Source organism: Streptococcus mitis (genome assembly GCF_946190065.1).
Taxonomy (GTDB): Bacteria; Bacillota; Bacilli; order Lactobacillales; family Streptococcaceae; genus Streptococcus; species Streptococcus mitis_DE.
The window spans coordinates 53,674-74,371 of the sequence record NZ_CAMHZD010000009.1; the positions used below are offsets into that span (position 1 = coordinate 53,674).

Genomic DNA, 20,698 nt, shown 5'->3' on the forward strand with positions numbered 1-20,698 from the left:
CCAATTCAAACTTCGTCAGCGTCGCCTTGCTGTACTTTAGTACAGCCTGCAGCTAGCTTCCTAGTTTGCTCTTTGATTTTCATTGAGCTTACATTTTATAGGAGCGTTATAGGAGCGCATTATTTTGCTTTTGCTGCGTACTCTTCGTTACGTTTAATCATTTGTTTTCTGTACCATGCAAAGATACCGATATAGAATACAAGGAAGACTACAGCACCAAGGATTGCTTTGATATCACCTGTTGTAGTGTTACCAATTGTCCAACCAAGAAGTTTTTCGATTGGTCCTTCAAGAGTTGAGTGAGTGATCAATTGAGTTTCGCTCACACCTGCTGGGAAGGCACCTACACCTTTAGCAAGTTCTGTTGCAAATGGTGCGATAAGTGTACCTGAAAGAAGGAAGAGTGGTAACAAGAGTGTTCCGAAAATAATCATACGGAGCAATTTACCACGTGTTACAACCAAGAGAGCTGGAGTAACACCCATTGCGATGATACCTGCAAGTGGCAAGATACCATTTCCAACTTTTGAAAGAAGCACAGCTTCAATCAACATGATTGGTGCAAGTACGTTAGCACAAGCCCAGATTTCAGCACGACCAGCGATGAATGGCCAGTCAAGACCGATGTTGAATTTACGTCCTTGAAGACGTTTAGTAGCAACGTTTGTAATACCTTGTGATAGTGGTTCTACGGCTGCGATGAACCATGAACCGATAAGTGAGAAGAGTTCCAAAGATACACCGGCAGTCAAACCAAGAGACAACCATCCTCTGATAACAAGACGCCATTTATCTGCATCTGCAACCCCTGCAATTGGATGTGGAGTTCCCATAATACCGATAACAATACCAAGAATGAAACCGATAAAGAATTTAGATCCCCAGAAACCGATTTTTTTGTTCAATTTAGCAGCATCAAAGTCATATTTATCAAGACCTGGGAAGAATTTTTCAAAAATCTTATCCAAAACCATGATAACTGGGTTCATCATGTAGTTCATGTGAGTTGATGTCATTGGTGATGAACTTGGTGCGTTAAGAAGGTCATCAAATGTAGGTTTCATCAAGTCAGAGTTGATAATTTTCAACACACCAACAAGGACGATAGCTGCTGTAGCAATCAAGAGTGAAACCCCTTGGCTCACACCGTTGTTGTCTGCATACCATTTAATCAAAAGACCTGTGATAGACAAGTGCCAGATATCGAAGATATCGACGTCAAGTGTATCAGTTTTCTTCATAGCAAGCATTACTACGTTGACAATCAACATGATAAGCAAGAAGTAAAGTGTCCAAGCAGATCCCCAAGTGATTGTTGCAAGTGGTGCCCAACCAACGTCAGTGATACTCAATTGGATACCAGTGTTTTCAACGAATTTTGCAAGTGATGCTGAGAAAGCACCATTTAGCATACCGATGATAGCTCCGATACCAGTAAGAGCGATGGCAAGTTTGATACCACCTTCAAGCGCTTTGGAGAATTTAACTCCAAAAAGTAAAGCCAATACTGTCAAAATGATTAACATGATGACAGGTCCACCCATATCTAAGATAGGTGTGAAAAATTCTTTGATTAGGCCAAAGATTGCATCCATAACAGTTCCTCCCTTTTTATGCTATATGAATGTTAACAAATTTGAATTAGCTTAACCCGTGTTCTTTAATAGCTGCTTCAATATTGTCAAATACTGGAGCGCTCATTGCTGGGATACGGAATAAGATTGGTCCAGCTTCGATAACTGGAATACCTGGGTCAAAACCAAGATCTGTTGCAGCAATTGGTGTGAAGATGTCATAACCTTTGATAAGATCTTCGTTAACGTCTTTTACCATGACTGCATCACAGTGAACATCAAAACCACGGTTTGAAAGTTCTTCTTCAAGAGCACTTTTAATTTGGTGGCTTGAGTTAACACCTGCACCGCAGGCAGCAAGAATTTTAATCATATGGATTTCCTCCGATTTAATATTTTTAATAGACAAGATTAAGCGATTGCTTCAGCTATATAAGCATAGAGGGCTTCTGGTTCAGAAATTTTGGATAGGTCTTCAAGATGACCATTTCCAGTAAAGAAGTCCATCAACTGAGCAAGAATGTTTGTTTGACTTGAACTTGAGTTATTAATGATAAAGAAGAGCAAGGATACCTCTACTTCCTTATCTGGTGCAATCATATTGTGGAAAGTCACCGGCTTATCTAATCGAACGACCACAACTTTTTCAGCTAGATTATGAACAATATCTGTGTGAGGAATAGCCACATTCGGCAAATCCTTACCCAAAAATTCCATATCTAAGCCAGTTGGAAATGACTTTTCACGCGTGATCAGGGCTTCACGATAAGTCGGAGTTACGATTTCTCGTTCTTCCAATAAAGTTGCAACCTGATCAAAGAGATGTTCTTGATTATCCGCTTCTAAGCAAAACACAAGGTTTTTGTCAAAGAAATGATCTAATCCCATAAGGTTTTCCCTTCTTTCCATTAACTTTATGCTATAAGTATAACACTATATGAAACCGTTGTCAACGTTTTTCTGTTGTTTTTTGTCTCTTTTTTTATATTTTTGTTGTTTTTATAGTTTGTTATATAAAAACGAACATGTAAACAAACACTTTAAACGATTTAATCCTATTATAAATGCAAAAAACAGGCCTATTTAAGCCTGTTTTACTATTGATTCTTATGTAAATTTCCTGTGAACAAGAAAAACAATTATGATAACTTATTCCTCATCCATGCTCAAGACGCTAAGAAAGGCTTCTTGTGGAACTTCTACTGATCCGATGGCTTTCATACGTTTCTTACCAGCTTTTTGTTTTTCAAGGAGTTTACGTTTACGAGAAACGTCACCACCATAACACTTAGCAAGTACGTTCTTACGAAGGGCCTTGATATCAGTACGAGCCACAATTTTGTGTCCAATAGCTGCTTGGATTGGAACTTCAAATTGTTGGCGAGGGATAATTTTCTTGAGCTTATCAACGATAAGTTTCCCACGTTCGTAAGCAAAATCCTTATGAACGATAAAGCTAAGGGCATCAACCTTGTCTCCATTGAGAAGGATGTCCATTTTGACCAGCTTAGATGGACGGTACTCTGACAATTCGTAGTCAAAGCTTGCATAACCACGTGTCGAAGACTTAAGCTTATCAAAGAAATCAAAGACAATTTCAGCAAGCGGAATTTGATAGATAACATTGACACGGTTATCATCGATATAATCCATAGTCACGAAGTCTCCACGCTTGCGCTGAGCCAATTCCATCACTGCTCCAACAAACTCTTGCGGTACCATGATTTGCGCCTTAACATAAGGCTCTTCAATGGTCGCAATCTTAGTTGGGTCTGGAAACTCAGATGGGTTAGACACATCCATTGATTCACCATCGGTCAAATTAACTTTATAAATAACAGATGGCGCTGTCATGATGAGGTCGATGTTGAACTCGCGTTCCAAACGTTCTTGGATAACATCCATATGGAGAAGTCCAAGGAAACCACAACGGAAACCAAATCCAAGTGCCTGAGATGTTTCTGGTTCAAATTGGAGACTAGCATCATTCAGTTGCAATTTTTCAAGGGCTTCACGTAGGTCGTTATACTTGTTTGACTCAATTGGGTAGAGACCTGCAAAAACCATAGGATTCATCTGCTTGTAACCATGTAATGGCTCAGCAGCAGGATTGGTTGCCAAAGTAACAGTATCACCCACACGAGTGTCCTGAACCGTCTTGATAGAAGCTGCAATATATCCAACGTCACCAGTCGCAAGGAAATCACGACCAACTGCTTTTGGTGTAAATATACCGACTTCGGTCACATCAAAGGTCTTGCCATTGCTCATAAGCTGAATCTTATCGCCAGGTTTGACCACCCCATCCATGACACGCACTTGAAGAATAACCCCACGGTAAGCATCATAAACTGAGTCGAAAATCAAGGCCTTAAGTGGCGCCGTCACATCACCCGTTGGGGCTGGTACTTTTTCTACGATTTGCTCGAGGATTTCTTCAATACCGATACCAGCCTTGGCAGAAGCCAATACTGCTTCACTGGCGTCCAAACCAATCACATCTTCAATCTCCGTACGCACGCGCTCTGGATCTGCAGCTGGCAGGTCAATTTTATTAATGACAGGCATGATTTCCAAATCATTGTCCAAGGCCAGATAAACATTGGCAAGAGTTTGAGCCTCAATTCCTTGGGCAGCATCAACCACCAAAATCGCCCCCTCACAGGCAGCGAGCGAACGTGAAACTTCATAGGTAAAGTCTACGTGTCCCGGCGTGTCAATCAAGTGGAAAATATAAGTTTCCCCATCTTTTGCAGTATAATTCAGCTCAATGGCATTCAACTTAATGGTAATCCCACGTTCTCGCTCTAAATCCATGCTATCCAAAAGCTGGGCCTGCATTTCACGGCTGGAGACTGTCTCTGTTTTTTCCAAAATGCGGTCTGCTAGAGTCGATTTCCCGTGGTCAATATGGGCGATAATAGAGAAGTTACGGATCTTCTCCTGTCGTTTTTTCAATTCTTCTAAGTTCATGATTCTCTTCCTTTCAGGGTATCTATTTATTATAAATTGTTTTTGACATTTTGACAAGACCATACCCTGCTAGGAGTACTAATCTTCAGCAACAAAGCCGTCATTTTCGATAAAGTGGTGTTCTGTCATTCCTTGGTCTGTAAAAACAATCCCATGAAGGACACCACCATAAACAGCTCCTCCATCCATTCCAATCTTGCCATCTTCTGTAGTCCAAAGCTCAGCAGTACCACGCTCTTGCTTTAACAAACCATAAACCGGTGTATGACCAAAGACAATAGTTTTTCCAGTGTTATTTTCTGCTTCGTGGAATGGTTTTCTGAGCCAGACTTTTTTATAATCTGTGGTTTCATGCCAGTCATCCAAGGTCAAATCAATACCTGCGTGAACGAAGATATACTTGTCTGTTTCTACCACAAACGGCATTTGACGAATAAATTCGACCAAATCTGCCGCTTCAGTAGCAACACGCTTGGCATCCTCTACTCCGTCAACTGGTGCATCCAAGGGACGACCTAGGATAGAGTTAATGGTTGTATCTCCACCATTTCGACGATAATGGTCATAACTTTCTTCTGGGTTATCGAGCCAAGTCAAAAACATATACTCGTGGTTCCCTGACAAACAGATAGCCCCTTGATTGTCCACCAAGTCCTTGACCATTTCAAGGACACGGCGACTATCTTCACCACGGTCAATCAAGTCCCCTAGAAAGAGCAACTGGGTCTGACCATCCCATGTTTTGAGAAGGTCTTCCAGCATCCCAGCTTTTCCGTGAACATCTCCAATCACATAATAGTCTGTCATCTTATTTCTCCCTGTTTCTCAACAATTCCCTAGCTTGCGTCAGGGCTGCTTGCGTCACATCATCACCTGCCAACATCTTAGCAACTTCTTCCACTCGTTCTTCAACCGTCAAGAGACGAACAGTTGAAACGGTTGAATGCTCATTGCTAATCTTCTCAATAAAGAATTGATAATCCGCAATCGCAATCACTTGTGACAAATGTGAAATAGCCAGAACCTGACCATGCTGACCAATCTTGTAAATCTTCTGTGCGATGGCTTGAGCTACACGACCTGAAACTCCTGTATCCACCTCATCAAAGACAATGCTGGTCTTACCTTCTTTACGTGAAAAGGCAGATTTAATAGCTAGCATGAGGCGGGATAATTCCCCACCGGACGCAACCTTGACCAAGGGTTTAAAGTCTTCTCCAGGATTAGTTGAAATGTAAAACTCAACCATTTCATTTCCCTCACGACTGAATTTGCCCTTGCTAAAACGAACCTGAAACTGGGCTTTATCCATATAGAGGTCTTGCAGTTCTTGTTTAATCTCTGCTTCTAGCTGCTGAGCCAAGTCATGACGAGCAGAGGCAAGCTGACCTGCCAAATCAATAAGATTGACTTCTAATTTCTTGAGCTCTGCTTCCATGTCCTCAGACGAAAGGTTATTTCCTGTCAAGAGATTGTATTCTTCCGTAATCTTGGCAAAATAAAGCAAGACATCATCCACAGTTCCACCATACTTACGAGTAATGGTATGAAGAAGGTCCAAACGATTCTCAACCTGCATGAGGCGATTGCCATCAAAATCAAGGTCGTCAATAATAGCTTCCAGACGTTTGCTAATGTCTTCTAAGACATAGTAGGTCTCAGACAGAGAGCTTGAAATTTCACGGTAGTCAGGGTCATACTCTTCGACACTTTCCATGTCATTCATGGCTGAACGAACATTGGCCAAACTTGAAAAGTCTTCATTGTCCAACATGCTGTAAGCATTGGTCAGTGTATCCGCAATATTTTTATGATTGAGAAGTTTATCACGCTCTTGATTGAGAGCCAGATCTTCTCCAGCTTGCAAGTTTGCTGCCTCAATCTCTGCCATTTGAAATTCCAACATTTCAATACGAGCCTTGTGTTCCTGTTGGTTTTTCTTGACTTCCAGAACCTGCTTACGCATTTTACGGTAGGCATCAAAACTCGTTTGATAGGTTTCTTTCAAGGCCCAAAAGGCTGTATCACCAAATTCATCCAACATCTGGATATGCAGTTGGGGACGCATTAACTCTTCTTGGTCATGCTGACCATGAATATCTACTAGATGTTGTCCAATAGCACGCAAAACAGACAGATTGACCATCTGGCCATTCACACGGCTGATACTACGACCATTTTGCAGAATTTCTCGACGGATGATAATCTCATCACCCATTTCCAAACCTTGCTCATCAAAAATTTCCTGTAAAAGGCGACTATTCTCAACTGAGAAAAGCCCCTCAATCTCTGCCTTTGGCGCACCATGACGAATAACATCTGTCGTCGCACGAGCTCCCAACATCATATTCATGGCATCAATGATAATCGACTTCCCTGCACCCGTTTCACCAGTCAGGACAGTCATTCCCTTTTCAAAATTGAGGGAAATAGCCTCAATAATGGCAAAGTTTTTTATCGAAATTTCAAGTAACATATAAACCTACCAATTTTTTACTTGTTCAAAGATTTCCTCAGCTAGACTTTCACTTCTGGCAATGACTAAAATCGAGCTATCATCAGCTAAACAGCTGAAAATCTTGTCCGTAAAAGTCTCGATTAACTGAGCTTTTACAAAAGCCGTATTTCCTGGGATGACTTGGAGATTAATCATCTTATCCATCAATTCAGCCGATTCGATATTGTCTTCAGCCAGTTGCAAACTTTTTACGATTGATTTTGGCAATTCATAGACATAGGTGTTGTCTCTCAAAGGAATTTTGACAATGCCTAACTCTTTGATATCTCGTGATACTGTTGCTTGAGTGGCAGTGATTCCTGCCTCTTTCAAATGTTCTACGATTTCTTCTTGCGTACCGATTTGATAATCTGTCACAAATCGTCTAATTTTTTCAAGTCTCTCTTTTTTATTCATTTTTAAATTGACTATGCGCCCTCTCTACTACTTCTGCAATCTCAGCAAGAACCTGATTGCTTGCTGACTCTTCTTTTTTCAAATACGCTAAAAACTCAATATTTCCATGACCACCTTGGATGGGAGAAAAATCCAAACCAAGGACTGAAAAACCTTCCTCTACTGCCATAGCTGTGACAGATTCAAGGACATTCTGATGAACCTTAGCATCTCGAATAATTCCATTTTTCCCGATTTGCTCACGTCCTGCTTCAAACTGGGGCTTAACCAAAGCCACAACCTGACCCTGATTAGCCAACACACGGTGCAAGGCCGGCAAAATAAGACTTAGGGAAATGAAACTCACGTCAATGCTGGCAAAGCTCGGTTCCTTTTCGAAATCAGTCTTTTCTGCATAGCGGAAATTGAACTGCTCCATGCTGACTACTCTTGGGTCTTGACGTAGTTTCCAAGCCAATTGATTGGTACCGACATCGACTGCAAAGACTAACTCAGCACCATTCTGTAACATGACGTCTGTAAAACCCCCGGTAGAAGCACCGATATCAATTGTGGTCACCCCATCAACTGACAAATCAAAGACCTGCAAGGCCTTCTCCAATTTCAAGCCACCACGGCTAACATACTTGAGTTTTTCACCCTTGAGTTTTAGTTCGGTGTCATCTGAGATTTTCTCTCCTGGTTTATCAAAACGCTCCCCATTGAGGACTGCCACAACTAGACCTGCCATGACGCCCCGCTTGGCCTGTTCTCGCGTTTCAAACAAGCCCTGTTTATAAGCTAGTACATCCACTCTTTCCTTAGCCATTGATTCTCAAACTTTCTACCACTTTTACAATCGATTCTGTTTCAAAGGGAATCTGCTGGGCAATTTCTTCTAATTTTGCATTAGCTTGATCCAAAGTCTGGTTACAAAAGGAAATTGACTCTTCCAAGCCCAACAAAGCAGGATAGGTTGATTTTTCTGCCTGTAGATCCTTTTGTGGTGTCTTACCGATTTCCTCAAAACTAGCGGTCACATCCAATATATCATCTCGAACTTGAAAAGCAAGCCCAATCAATTCACCAACAGTTTTCAACTTTGCCTGCATCTCAGGTGCCAATTCGGCTATAATAGCAGCTGCTTGAAAGGGATAAGCTAGTAGTTTTCCAGTCTTATTAGCATGAATAGTCTGGAGTTCTTCCAAGGACAAGTGCTGGTGTTCACCCTCCATGTCCAAAACCTGCCCTGCAACCATACCCAGACTTCCTGAAGCAAGGGATAAGTTGGCAATCAAGTCCACCTTGATCTGACTTGGCAAATCTGCCTGCGCTATCAGGGCATAAGGATCTAGGAATAAAGCATCTCCAGCCAAAATGGCCATAGCTTCACCAAATTTTTTATGATTGGTCAAACGCCCTCGACGATAATCATCATCATCCATGGCAGGAAGATCATCGTGAATCAAACTCCCTGTATGAATCATTTCCAAGGCCGCAGCCACCTGCGCGTGAGCAGGTTTAATAGCGACCTGCAAGGCTTCCAGAACTTCTAACAAGAGAAAAGGCCGGATACGCTTGCCACCAGCATGAATGGAATAGAGAACAGACTCTCGCAAACTAGAGGCAAACTGCTGGTCTCCATAAAAGTCTTCCAAAGCTGACTCAACAAGAGCTAATTTTTCTTGTTTTTTCATTCAAAATCACTTTCTGTTCCGTCTTCTTGCATAACCTTGACCAAGGTCTTTTCTGCCTTGTCCAGCGTCGCTTGGAGCTCTTTTGACAAGACCATGCCCTTTTGAAAGGCGGCAATCGCATCTTCCAGAGCAATTTCACCATTTTCTAAACTTTGGACAATGGTCTCCAGTTCTGCTAAATTTTCCTCAAATTTCTTTTGTTTTGACATCTTTAACCTCTAATTCTACTTGACCATCTCGCATCAACAGCGTTACTTGGTCTGTTTTCTTTAAATTTTCAACCGAATCAACTACGGACTCTTCTTTTTTGACAATTGCATAGCCACGCGCCACGATTCGACTGGTATCCAACATGAGCAAGGCTTCTGAAAGTCTCTTGACCTCAGCAACCTTGGCATCATAAACCAAAGCCATTTGGCTACGTAGGAGCTTATCCAATTGTACAAGCCGATCCTGATAACGTTGGATTTTAGTAACAGGCGATAATTGGACTAGTCGATGCGTCCTTGCTTGTACTATCTGTTTGTTATCAGAAATCCGTGTTCGCAAACTTTGTTTCAAACGCAATTGCAGTTGATCCAAGCGTTGCAAATAACCATCATACAAGCGCTCTGGTTGTCTAAAAATAACAGACTGACTGCATTTTTTCAAAGCTTCTTGTTTCTTAGATAGGACATTTCGGACTGCTGTTGCCATCCGTTTTTCCTGATTTTGCAAATGAGCTAATAGATCCAACTTGGTCACAGGCGTTGCCAGTTCAGCTGCAGCTGTTGGAGTCGCAGCCCTTCTATCTGCCACAAAATCCGCCAAGGTCACATCTGTCTCATGCCCCACACTAGAAATAACTGGCAGACGAGATTCAAAAATAGCCCGCACCACAATTTCTTCGTTAAAGGCCCAGAGATCCTCGATGGAACCACCACCACGACCAATAATGAGCAAGTCCAAATCGTCACGTTCATTAGCACGCGAAATATTTCGAGCAATTTCCTCCGCAGCCCCTTCACCTTGAACCTTGGTCGGATAGAGAAGAATGTCCACACCTGGGAATCGCCTGCTGACGGTCGTGATAATATCTCGAATAACGGCTCCACTACGACTGGTTACCACACCAATTCTCTTAGAAAATTGGGGCAGAGGTTGCTTGAAGCGTTCTTGAAACAGGCCTTCTTCTGTTAGTTTTTTCTTGAGTTGTTCAAACTGAATCGCAAGCGCACCAACTCCATCAGGCTCTGCCTTTTCAATGATGATGGAGTAGCTACCACTTGGTTCATAGACCTGCACACGCCCAATCACATTGATTTTCATCCCTTCTTCCAGGTCGAAACCTAATTTCTGATAAATTCCAGACCAGATGGTCGCTTGAATAACTGCATGGTCATCCTTTAGGGAGAAATATTGGTGAGTAGGTCGTTTACGAAAATTGGAAACTTGACCAGTTAAATAGACCCGTTCCAAGTAAGGGTCTTTATCGAATTTCATTTTCAGATACTTGGTCAAAGTTGTTACCGATAAATACTTTTCCATCTCCACCTACTATTCATTTTCTTGCTCTTTCATGGGTATTATTATACCAAAAATATGCCTAAAAATCTCCATTTATGTACCATTATGAAGGAAAAATAGAAAAAGGAGGCAAGGCCTCCACATCTGTTTATTTACTGTTTCGAGCTTCTTCCAAAATCTTTGCAATCTTGGTCGTCAACAGGTCAATAGCCACTGTATTGCTGACCCCTTCAGGAATGACGATATCAGCATAACGCTTGGTTGGTTCGATAAACTGATGGTACATGGGCTTGACAACGCCTAAATACTGGTCAATAACGCTATCAAGGCTGCGGCCACGCTCTTCCATATCACGCTTAATCCGACGAATAATGCGCACATCATCGTCTGTATCCACAAAAATCTTGATATCCATCAAATCGCGCAGGCGCTTGTCCTCCAAGACCAAAATCCCCTCAACGATAAAGACATCTTGAGGCTCTTGACGATAGGTCTTGCTGCTTCGTGTATGCTCTGTATAGTCATAAGTCGGAATATCCACTGGACGCCCTGCCAACAATTCCTTAATCTGCTCAATCATCAAGTCTGTATCAAAGGCAAAAGGATGGTCGTAGTTGGTTTTGACACGCTCTTCAAAGGTCAAATGAGACTGATCCTTGTAGTATGAATCATGCTCAATCATGGAAATTTTTTCATCAGGGAAATGCGATAAAATGGCTCTTGAAACACTGGTCTTACCTCCACCAGAACCACCTGTCACTCCGATAATGATTGGTCTATTTTGCATGCTATCCTCCGTTTTTTTATCCGTCGTCTATTCTATCACATTTTTTGCAAAATTTATAGTCTGATTTGGATAGTCTAGGGGAAACAACACTCCCTACACCTCAGTTAGACTAGCTAAAAACCTTCCTTGGCTTGTAGAGATTGTCCCGTTTTTCTAGAATGGCTAACAATTTATCTTCTTCAAAAGCAGCTAATTCTTGTTCTGTTTGTTCGAGTTCTATAAAACGACCAAAGCGTACTTCTGTAGCCTGTTCTTGAGTTAGGAAAACTTTGACGAGGTCTCCTGTCCCAATCTCTAGAGGATGGAGAAAGTCCAGTTGACCAGCCTCCACTTTTTCAGCAATTTCTTCCAAGGTAAGAGCATCTTCTAGCTGTAAACCTGCAGCACTAGTTCGAGTCAGATGAGACATATGGGCAGCATAGCCAAGTTTTTCTCCCAAGTCAACCGATAAGGTACGAATATAGGTTCCCTTGCTACATTTTACACGAAAAGTGAATCGTGCGAGGTGATCCTCATAAGAAATCGGACTTGTTCGCTCAAATTGATAAATGGTCACCTGACGTTCTGGACGCTCCACTTCCTGACCTGCACGTGCATACTCATAGAGCTTACGACCATTGACCTTGACAGCCGAATACATAGGTGGAATCTGAGTAATAGGCCCAGTCAAACTAACGATTGCTTCATCGACAAGCTTTTCATCCAAGGGTGACAGAACGGGTGTCTCAGCGACCACTTCCCCACTAGCATCCTCTGTCGTCGTTGAATAGCCAAGAGTGATTTCCCCCTCATAGACCTTGCCCTCATCCTGCATGAACTCGACCATGCGTGTCGCCTTGCCAACCGCAATGGGCAAAACGCCCACTACATCTGGATCCAAGGTCCCACCATGACCAATTTTCTTGGTTCCCAAAATCTTACGCAGTTTAAAAACCACATCATGCGAGGTCATCCCCGCTTCTTTTTTTAAGTTGATAATACCGTTCATATTTGCTTTCTACTCCCCCTTCAATGCTTCAAACTTCGCTTTCATGGTTGGATTTTTTCGGGTTAATTTTTTGACGGAAACATCTTCCAATTTATTGTTTGCAAGACGGAGTTGGTTTTCTGATGTAGTTAGGAATTTCTTAACCTCTTCCATGCGTTTGATGGCTTTGTCGATTTCATCAATGGCTTTACCAAAGTTGGTCGAAGCTGAATTATAGTTCTTAGCAAAGGCCTGTTTAAATGCATCCAAGTCTTCTTCAAAGTGCGTAATATCAATATTTTGCTCCCGAACCAAAGCCAACTCCTGCTTATATTTCAGGGAATTTAGCGCCGCATTGCGTAAGAGACCAATCAACTGGATAAAGAATTGAGGACGAACCACATACATCTTTTCGTACTCGTGGCTGACGTCTACAATCCCTGTGTTAAAGTAGTCATTATCAGCCTCAAGCATGGTCACCAAAACGGCATACTCACAGTTCTTCTCCCGACGGTCCTTGTCCAATTCCTTGTAAAAATCCGCATTCTTGTGCTTCTTCTCTGTTCCGTCCGCTTCATTTTTCATTTCAAACATGATGGAAATAATTTCGACCCCATTTTCATCACATTCACGGAAGATAAAGTCCCCCTTAGACCCACGCGCAGAGACCTTGTTATCCTTCTCAAAGTAGGCATTTGGAAAGGCAAAACTACGGACCTTGTTAAACTCACTCTCTGCATACTGTTCCAGGCTTTCCCCGATAGCTTTTGTAGATTGTTGAGCTTTGAAATTCTTATAAAATTCGACTTGTTCACTAGCTGCCTTGAGTTGAGCTTCATAGTTTTGCTTAACAGAAGCAAGAGAAAGTTCATTTTCTTTTTCTTGTAAAAGGAGCTGATTTTTGACCTGATCCCGTTCTTTTTCTAGGTCAGAAAGGGTCTTTTGCAGTTGATTTTCGTGCTCCAATCGCATGGTCGCCAACTGGTTTTCCAAGGCCTGTACTTCCTTGTCCTTGGCCAAGAGAGCCTGATGGCTTGTCTGTTCAACTTCTTTCTTAGCCAATTCTTTTTCTGTATCAAAGTTTTGGATTTGACTCTGTAATTGCGCAATTTCTTGATCTTTTTGAGCAAGTTTAGACTGTTGTTCATTCATGGCCTTTTGCTCAACCAAGGCCAGTTCCTGCTTCATCCGGTCGTGCAATTCCTTATCAAACTCTGTCGTTCTCACTTGGGACAGAAGTTCCGCATACTGGCTCTCATTTACTGTAAAGACTTCCCCACAGTTGGGACATTTGATTTCGTTCATAACGTTCCTCTTTCTAGACTTCTGTAACCATTATATCATGCTTGAAGGAAAATCAAAAACAGCGAGTCGAAACCCACTGTTTATATCTTTTACTTTAAATTTTTTCCAAGGCCAAGCGCAAATCTTCAATCAAATCCTCTACATTTTCAAGACCGATAGACAAGCGGATTTGGTTTGGTGTGACACCTGCTGCTTCCAGGTCTTTTTCTGACAATTGACCGTGAGTGGTTATGGCTGGATGGACAACAAGCGATTTGGCATCTGCTACGTTTGCAAGGTCAGAGAAGATTTCTAAATGATCAATTACCTTGCGTGCTTCTGCCTCGCCACCTTTGACATGGAAGGTAAAGATTGAACCCACACCTTTTGGTAAATATTTCTCAGCCAAGGCATGATAAGGACTATCTGCAAGTTTTGGATAATTTACCTTTTCTACCTTAGGATGGTTGACAAGAAAATCAACAATTTTCTCAGCATTTTGCACATGACGTTCCACACGAAGAGAAAGGGTTTCAAGTCCTTGTAGCAAGAGGAAAGCATTGAATGGTGACAAGGCTGCACCTGTATCACGAAGCAATTGAACACGGACAGCGATAATAAATGCTGCTGCACCCACATCACGAGTATAGCTCAAATTGTGGTAGCTTGGGTCTTCCTCAACAAATTGAGGGAATTTCCCTGAAGCCGCCCAGTCAAAACGACCACTATCGACAATCACTCCTCCAATAGTCGTACCATGTCCACCGATAAACTTAGTCGCAGAGTGAATGGCAATATCTACACCGTGAGAAAAAACGTTAATCAAATAAGGTGTAGCAAAGGTATTGTCGGAAACAAGTGGAATCTGATGCTTATGAGCAATCTCTGCCAATTTTTCCAAATCTGGAATGTTAATCAAGGGGTTGCCCAAGGTTTCAATCAAGACAAGCTTAGTATTGTCATTGATTGCTGCTTCCACTTCCTCCAAATTATCAATATCGACAAAGGTTGTTGTGATCCCATAACGAGGAAGGGTTTCCTTTAAGAGATTGAAGGTTCCGCCGTAAATAGTTGAGGCCGCTACAACATGGTCTCCAGCATGGGCAAGCGCTAAAATCGTATAAGTCACCGCGGCCATCCCTGATGCTGTTGCAAGAGCTCCAACACCACCTTCAAGAGCAGCGATTCTTTCTTCAAAGGCCGCTGTTGTAGGATTGGTAATACGGGTATAGATATTCCCTGGTTTTCTCAAGGCAAAAAGATCCGCACCTTCCTGCGTATCATCAAAAACGAAGGATGTTGTTTGATAAATCGGCACAGCACGAGACTTGGTAGCTGGATCCACAACTTGACCAGCATGTAGTTGCAAAGTTTCAAATTTAAAATCACGAGTCATAAAACGACCTCCAAATAGTTTGATTAAGGATATTGTAGCACCTTAATTTATAGTTTACCAATATCAGTTTTCTATATTTTGATATAAGAAATAGCTATTACTTTATTTTAAAAAGGAAAAAAGCACGACTTAATCGTGCTCATTTTCTTAATCTACATAAGTATCTTCATCTTTATTGAGGAAGGCGTATGGAAGCCCCATCAAGAGACCACCACCAATCAAGTTTCCAACGAAGGTTACACCCCAGTGACGAAGCATATTTCCGATACCAAAGTTAGCAATAGTATCAGCAGCAACACTGAATTTTACAATCGCGAAAGAAGCAAAGTTCGCAGCAATATGCTCGTTTGTTAAGAATACAAACATGTAAATCGCTGATAAAACTAGCCAAAGTTTGGCACCACTATCTTTGACCAAAACAAATGAAAGAATCGCAATATTTACGAAAATATTGGCTAAAATACCTTCGAGTAAGACTAGCTCATTGGAACGGCCTAACTTCATCTCTACAACCCCAGAGATGAAACTATCATGAGTCAGATTTGCATAGGCTGCCGAATGAGCAAATCCCCAACCTGCTATCAAAGCCCCGATAAGGTTGAACAAGGTACAGTAAAGTAAAATCTCAGCTGTTTTTCTCCAAGAGATTTTTTTCAAGAAACTACCGGCTGTCAAGAACATCATGTTTGATGTTACCAACTCAGCATTCAAGAAAACAATGTAGGCCAAGCCCCAAGCAAAGACAAAGGGGAAAAGAAAACGTCCACTACCTGGCGCAATTTTATTAATCAAGTCAGCCCCAACTGCACCAGCAGCAGTACTGAAGGTTAAAAATGCACCTGCGAACATAGAACGAATCGCATACTTAAATTTGCTTTGACTATAAAGACTTTCCTTCTTCTTGCAAGCAAATTCAATCTTTGAGATAAATTCTGAAGAAACCATAATAAACTCCTAAAATTTTTTTACCTGATAATTATATCACAAACTTTAGAATTAAGGAAACGTTTTCTGTATTTCATAACAGTTTATTTTGAAACGCAATCTATAAAAAATCAGTAAAACCTAAGATTTTACTGATTTTATCTTTAATAGCGTTGTTTATATGGTTGATTGAAAGCTGTTAGAATTTCTTCAGGGGTTTGTGAATAGTCTTTTGTATCTTTCAAATCACCTTTTACAATAATACGCTCTGTCGCATCATAGTCTACACAGGTTACAAGCGTGATTTCATCAACACCACTACGGTCATCAATCTCATCAACGCGATCTGGAGTCACATGCTTCACTTCACGGATTTCATAGGTATAAACTTTATCCTTATCAGTAAGATAAATTTTCATCCCATTTTTAGCGCGTGATAATGGAGAAAAGAGCATTTGGCTGGCGTTTTCCGCCGTGAAGATGTGATGGCTCGCAAGGGAATAGTTTCCTTTCCCCATCACTTGATCACGCTTCATTGTACCAGCTCCATAGAAAAGATTGACATTATCGAGCCCCTTAAAAATAGGCAAGTTAATTTCTACCTCAGGAACTGCAATTCCACCGATAACTGGCAATTTTTGCGAATCCCATTGTGAGGATAAGACAGCTTCTGACGAGATAGCTTTTACAGAATCAAAGTCAAAATTTCCTTCTGTATCTTGATTTTCTTCCAATTTTTCTTTCGATACCTGGCTGACTTGGTATTTATTGGTATTCCAAACCATGAACATATCACGAATTTTTGAATTGAAAATCAAAGCAAGTGACAAGAGGATTAAGAATCCTGCAAGGATATTGATTAGTAAATTTTTACGGTTTGTTTTCTTTTTGTTCTTTTTATGAGACATTATTCTTCACCTTCTGTTTCGTTTTCTGCCCCAACTTCTTCTTTTTCTGCCGCTGTAACCGTAGTAAAGGTTACAATTTTAGCATCTTGATCCAGGCGCATCACTTTAACTCCCATAGTTGAGCGACCTGTTTGTGAAATATTGGCAACGTTGGTTCGAATCATGACACCTGTATCAGTGATAATCATCAAATCTTCATCGCCTTTAACTGTCATAAGACCAGCAAGGGAACCATTCTTTTCAGTAATTTTAGCAGTTTGCATCCCTTTACCACCACGACCTTTTGTTGGATATTCAGTCGCAACGGTGCGCTTACCATATCCTTTTTCAGTGATGATCAGAACCTCGTCCTGGTCTGTAATCACACTAGCACCAACAACTGTGTCCCCATCACGGAGATTAACACCTTTCACCCCCGTAGCGATACGACTCATGCCACGAACGGCTGATTGATTAAAGCGAACTGCATAACCAAACTTGGTACCAATGATAATGTCCGTATCTTCTTCCGTCAACAAGACATTAATCAGTTCATCTTCATCTTTAAGGTTCAGTGCTTTAAGTCCATTCTGACGGATATTAGCAAATTCCTTGACGCTGGTTCTCTTCACGATACCATGACGGGTTGTGAAGAAGAGATAAGCATCGTCACTACGTTCAGATTCGACATTGATGATAGTTTGAATACTTTCGCCTTCATCCAATTTCAAAAGATTGACAATCGGCAAGCCCTTAGCGGTACGACCATACTCAGGAATTTCATAACCTTTCAGGCGATAGACACGTCCTTTATTTGTAAAGAAGAGTAGGTGATCATGGGTGCTAGTTGACACTAACTCACGGACAAAATCATCATCCTTAACTCCCGTACCTTGAACACCACGACCACCACGTTTTTGAGCGGTAAATTCGTCTTGGTCCAGACGTTTGATGTAACCCTTATTAGACAGTGTAATTAAGACATCTGATTCTTCAATCAAGTCCTCATCTTCGAGGCTTAAGACTTCACCGACCATTAATTCAGTACGACGTTGGTCACCAAACTTACGCTTAACTTCGTCTAATTCATCTTTAATGATTTGAGAAACACGTTCTGGTTTAGCTAGAATATCTGCTAAATCCGCAATTAGAGCCAAGAGATCATCATATTCAGACTGAATCTTATCACGTTCCAAACCTGTCAAACGACGAAGACGCATATCAAGGATGGCTTGACTTTGACGTTCAGAAAGCTTAAACTTACTCATCAACTCAGCTTGTGCTTCCGCATCCGTTTCACTAGCACGTATGATACGAATCACTTCGTCGATATGGTCTAATGCAATCAAGAGACCTTCTAAGATATGAGCACGCGCTTCTGCTTTTTCCTTATCAAAACGTGTACGACGAACAACCACTTCTTTTTGGTGCTCGATATAAGCATCCAAAATCTGACGAAGAGACAAAATCTTCGGTACACCATTTTGAATCGCTAACATATTGAACCCGAAGTTGGTTTGCATCTGGGTCATCTTGAAGAGGTTATTAAGAATAACATTGGCTGAGGCATCGCGTTTCACTTCAATAACAAATCGAACACCTTCACGGTTTGACTCATCACGGACTGCTGTGATCCCCTCAATGCGTTTTTCCTGAACCAAACGAACAATATGCTCATGCACTTTTGTTTTATTGACCATATAAGGAAATTCCGTTACAACGATGCGCTCACGACCTGTCTTAGTTTCTTCGATTTCAGTACGAGAACGAAGAACTATAGAACCTTTACCTGTCTCATAAGCCTTATGGATACCTGATTTCCCCATTACAAGGGCACCAGTTGGAAAATCTGGCCCAGGCAAAACTTCCATCAAGTCCTTAGTAGTCACTTCAGGATTGTCCATGACCAACTTCACTGCATCAATGGTTTCACCCAAGTTATGAGGTGGAATATTGGTTGCCATCCCAACCGCAATACCAGTCGCTCCATTAACCAAAAGGTTTGGAAAACGAGCTGGCAAGACCAAGGGTTCACGTTCATTGGCATCATAGTTATCAACGAAATCAACTGTATTTTTGTTGATATCACGAAGCATTTCCAGAGCAATCTTGCTCATGCGTGCCTCAGTATAACGCTGGGCAGCTGCACCGTCTCCATCCATAGAACCAAAGTTTCCATGCCCATCGACAAGCATGTAACGGTAGCTCCACCATTGAGCCATACGGACCATGGCTTCATAGATAGAGGAATCCCCGTGTGGGTGGTATTTACCCATGACATCCCCTGTAATACGAGCAGATTTTTTATGAGGTTTGTCTGGAGTAACTCCCAATTCATTCATTCCGTAGAGAATCCGACGGTGAACGGGTTTTAAGCCATCTCGAACATCAGGAAGAGCCCGCGCTACGATAACACTCATGGCGTAGTCGATAAAGCTCGTCTTCATCTCCTTTGTCAGATTGACATTCACTAAATTTCTATCCTGCATTAATAAATGCCTCATTTCACTATTAGTAATTAAATATATTATACCATAATGTCCGCTATATTTCAGGTATCTAAAATCGCTAAAACGTTTACATTAAGAACTATAATGCATATCCGTGACAAAGCTTTTTAAAAGTGATAAAATTGAAATAACTGGGGAAATCCCTGAATAAAATTAAGGAGATGTTTAGAATAATGACTTCAACTAAACAACACAAAAAAGTTATCCTTGTCGGTGATGGTGCTGTAGGTTCATCTTACGCTTTTGCACTTGTTAACCAAGGAATTGCACAAGAGCTTGGAATTATCGAAATTCCACAATTGCATGAAAAAGCTGTTGGTGATGCGCTTGACCTTAGTCACGCCCTTGCCTTCACTTCACCTAAAAAAATCTATGCAGCTCAATACTCTGACTGTGCAGACGCTGACCTTGTTGTAATCACTGCAGGTGCACCTCAAAAACCAGGTGAAACTCGTCTTGACCTTGTAGGTAAAAACCTTGCTATCAACAAATCAATTGTAACTCAAGTTGTTGAATCAGGTTTCAAAGGTATCTTCCTTGTTGCTGCTAACCCAGTTGACGTCTTGACTTACTCAACTTGGAAATTCTCTGGATTCCCTAAAGAACGCGTTATCGGTTCAGGTACTTCACTTGACTCAGCTCGTTTCCGTCAAGCACTTGCTGAAAAATTGGATGTTGATGCTCGTTCAGTGCACGCCTACATTATGGGTGAACACGGTGACTCTGAGTTCGCTGTTTGGTCACACGCTAACATCGCTGGTGTAAACCTTGAAGAATTCCTTAAAGACACTCAAAATGTTCAAGAAGCTGAATTGATTGAATTGTTCGAAGGTGTTCGTGATGCTGCCTACACAATCATCAACAAAAAAGGTGCAACATACTACGGTATCGCAGTAGCTCTTGCTCGTATCACTAAAGCTATCCTTGACGATGAAAACGCAGTACTTCCACTTTCAGTATTCCAAGAAGGTCAATACGGAGTTAAAAACGTCTTTATCGGTCAACCAGCTGTTGTTGGTGCACACGGTATTGTTCGTCCAGTAAACATCCCATTGAACGACGCAGAAACTCAAAAAATGCAAGCATCTGCAAATGAATTGCAAGCTATCATTGACGAAGCATGGAAAAACCCAGAATTCCAAGCTGCTTCTAAAAACTAATTTAGATAGAAAAAACTCCTTGAGTCATGTACTGACCCCAAAAAGTTAGACAATTAATTTATTCGAAGGATTTAGTTCTGTATTGCACAGGACTGAGTCCTTTTAGTTTTACCTTAATTCGTTTATTGTTGTAGTAATCA

Annotated in this window: 20 protein-coding genes; 1 reads left to right on the forward strand and 19 read right to left on the reverse strand. The window is 41.4% G+C overall.

Going from position 1 to position 20,698, the window contains the following annotated elements; translation table 11 throughout:
- Positions 1 to 119: 119 nt before the first annotated feature.
- From OCF96_RS05565 to gyrA, 18 genes are all read right to left on the reverse strand, one after another.
- On the reverse strand, positions 120 to 1,595 hold the full coding sequence (locus OCF96_RS05565) for a PTS galactitol transporter subunit IIC (protein ID WP_000338737.1): 1,476 nt from the start codon (positions 1,593 to 1,595) through the stop codon (positions 120 to 122).
- A gap of 46 nt (positions 1,596 to 1,641) precedes the next feature.
- Positions 1,642 to 1,947 (reverse strand): PTS sugar transporter subunit IIB, encoded by a 306-nt coding sequence (locus OCF96_RS05570; RefSeq protein WP_000590547.1) that lies wholly within the window; start codon positions 1,945 to 1,947, stop codon positions 1,642 to 1,644.
- A gap of 38 nt (positions 1,948 to 1,985) precedes the next feature.
- Positions 1,986 to 2,462, reverse strand: a complete 477-nt coding sequence (locus OCF96_RS05575; RefSeq protein WP_000521972.1) for a PTS sugar transporter subunit IIA — start codon at positions 2,460 to 2,462, stop codon at positions 1,986 to 1,988.
- A gap of 261 nt (positions 2,463 to 2,723) precedes the next feature.
- Complete coding sequence (lepA, locus tag OCF96_RS05580; protein ID WP_001047207.1) at positions 2,724 to 4,547, reverse strand: translation elongation factor 4; 1,824 nt, start codon at positions 4,545 to 4,547, stop codon at positions 2,724 to 2,726.
- A gap of 78 nt (positions 4,548 to 4,625) precedes the next feature.
- Positions 4,626 to 5,354, reverse strand: a complete 729-nt coding sequence (locus OCF96_RS05585; protein WP_261446646.1) for a metallophosphoesterase family protein — start codon at positions 5,352 to 5,354, stop codon at positions 4,626 to 4,628.
- 1 nt (position 5,355) lies between these two features.
- Positions 5,356 to 7,023, reverse strand: coding sequence for a DNA repair protein RecN (gene recN / locus OCF96_RS05590; protein ID WP_261446647.1), 1,668 nt, complete (start codon positions 7,021 to 7,023; stop codon positions 5,356 to 5,358).
- Positions 7,024 to 7,029: 6 nt separating this feature from the next.
- A complete protein-coding gene (locus OCF96_RS05595; protein WP_261065656.1) occupies positions 7,030 to 7,461 on the reverse strand; it encodes an arginine repressor in 432 nt (143 codons plus the stop codon).
- Positions 7,454 to 8,269, reverse strand: a complete 816-nt coding sequence (locus OCF96_RS05600; protein WP_223340101.1) for a TlyA family RNA methyltransferase — start codon at positions 8,267 to 8,269, stop codon at positions 7,454 to 7,456. Before OCF96_RS05600 ends, OCF96_RS05595 begins: the two co-directional genes overlap by 8 nt.
- A complete protein-coding gene (locus OCF96_RS05605) occupies positions 8,262 to 9,137 on the reverse strand; it encodes a polyprenyl synthetase family protein (protein WP_223340100.1) in 876 nt (291 codons plus the stop codon). Before OCF96_RS05605 ends, OCF96_RS05600 begins: the two co-directional genes overlap by 8 nt.
- Entirely contained in the window at positions 9,134 to 9,346 is a 213-nt protein-coding gene (locus OCF96_RS05610) for an exodeoxyribonuclease VII small subunit (RefSeq protein WP_000043226.1), read from the reverse strand. Before OCF96_RS05610 ends, OCF96_RS05605 begins: the two co-directional genes overlap by 4 nt.
- Complete coding sequence (xseA, locus tag OCF96_RS05615) at positions 9,324 to 10,664, reverse strand: exodeoxyribonuclease VII large subunit (RefSeq protein WP_125454940.1); 1,341 nt, start codon at positions 10,662 to 10,664, stop codon at positions 9,324 to 9,326. The genes OCF96_RS05610 and xseA overlap by 23 nt, the downstream gene beginning before the upstream one ends.
- Positions 10,665 to 10,791: 127 nt before the next feature.
- Positions 10,792 to 11,430, reverse strand: coding sequence for a uridine kinase (udk, locus tag OCF96_RS05620; RefSeq protein ID WP_001181376.1), 639 nt, complete (start codon positions 11,428 to 11,430; stop codon positions 10,792 to 10,794).
- 109 nt (positions 11,431 to 11,539) lie between these two features.
- Complete coding sequence (gene truB, locus OCF96_RS05625) at positions 11,540 to 12,418, reverse strand: tRNA pseudouridine(55) synthase TruB (protein WP_261446648.1); 879 nt, start codon at positions 12,416 to 12,418, stop codon at positions 11,540 to 11,542.
- Between the two features lie 9 nt (positions 12,419 to 12,427).
- Positions 12,428 to 13,702, reverse strand: a complete 1,275-nt coding sequence (locus OCF96_RS05630; RefSeq protein ID WP_261446649.1) for a DUF2130 domain-containing protein — start codon at positions 13,700 to 13,702, stop codon at positions 12,428 to 12,430.
- A gap of 94 nt (positions 13,703 to 13,796) precedes the next feature.
- Positions 13,797 to 15,077, reverse strand: a complete 1,281-nt coding sequence (locus tag OCF96_RS05635) for an O-acetylhomoserine aminocarboxypropyltransferase/cysteine synthase family protein (RefSeq protein ID WP_261446650.1) — start codon at positions 15,075 to 15,077, stop codon at positions 13,797 to 13,799.
- Positions 15,078 to 15,224: 147 nt separating this feature from the next.
- Positions 15,225 to 16,022 carry a formate/nitrite transporter family protein gene (locus OCF96_RS05640; RefSeq protein ID WP_261446651.1) on the reverse strand — a complete coding sequence of 266 codons (798 nt, stop codon included), beginning with the start codon at positions 16,020 to 16,022 and terminating at the stop codon, positions 15,225 to 15,227.
- 143 nt (positions 16,023 to 16,165) lie between these two features.
- A complete protein-coding gene (locus OCF96_RS05645; protein WP_000018500.1) occupies positions 16,166 to 16,909 on the reverse strand; it encodes a class A sortase in 744 nt (247 codons plus the stop codon).
- Positions 16,909 to 19,377: a DNA gyrase subunit A gene (gene gyrA, locus OCF96_RS05650; protein ID WP_261446652.1), complete on the reverse strand. Its 2,469-nt coding sequence runs from the start codon at positions 19,375 to 19,377 to the stop codon at positions 16,909 to 16,911. Before gyrA ends, OCF96_RS05645 begins: the two co-directional genes overlap by 1 nt.
- Positions 19,378 to 19,571: 194 nt before the next feature.
- Between gyrA and OCF96_RS05655 the strand changes: the two genes are divergently transcribed.
- On the forward strand, positions 19,572 to 20,558 hold the full coding sequence (locus tag OCF96_RS05655) for an L-lactate dehydrogenase (protein ID WP_000204729.1): 987 nt from the start codon (positions 19,572 to 19,574) through the stop codon (positions 20,556 to 20,558).
- Between the two features lie 58 nt (positions 20,559 to 20,616).
- On the opposite strand, the gene OCF96_RS05660 is transcribed toward OCF96_RS05655, so the two are convergent.
- Positions 20,617 to 20,698 (reverse strand): IS3 family transposase (locus OCF96_RS05660; RefSeq protein WP_142994845.1); only part of this gene is annotated, 82 nt, incomplete at its 5' end.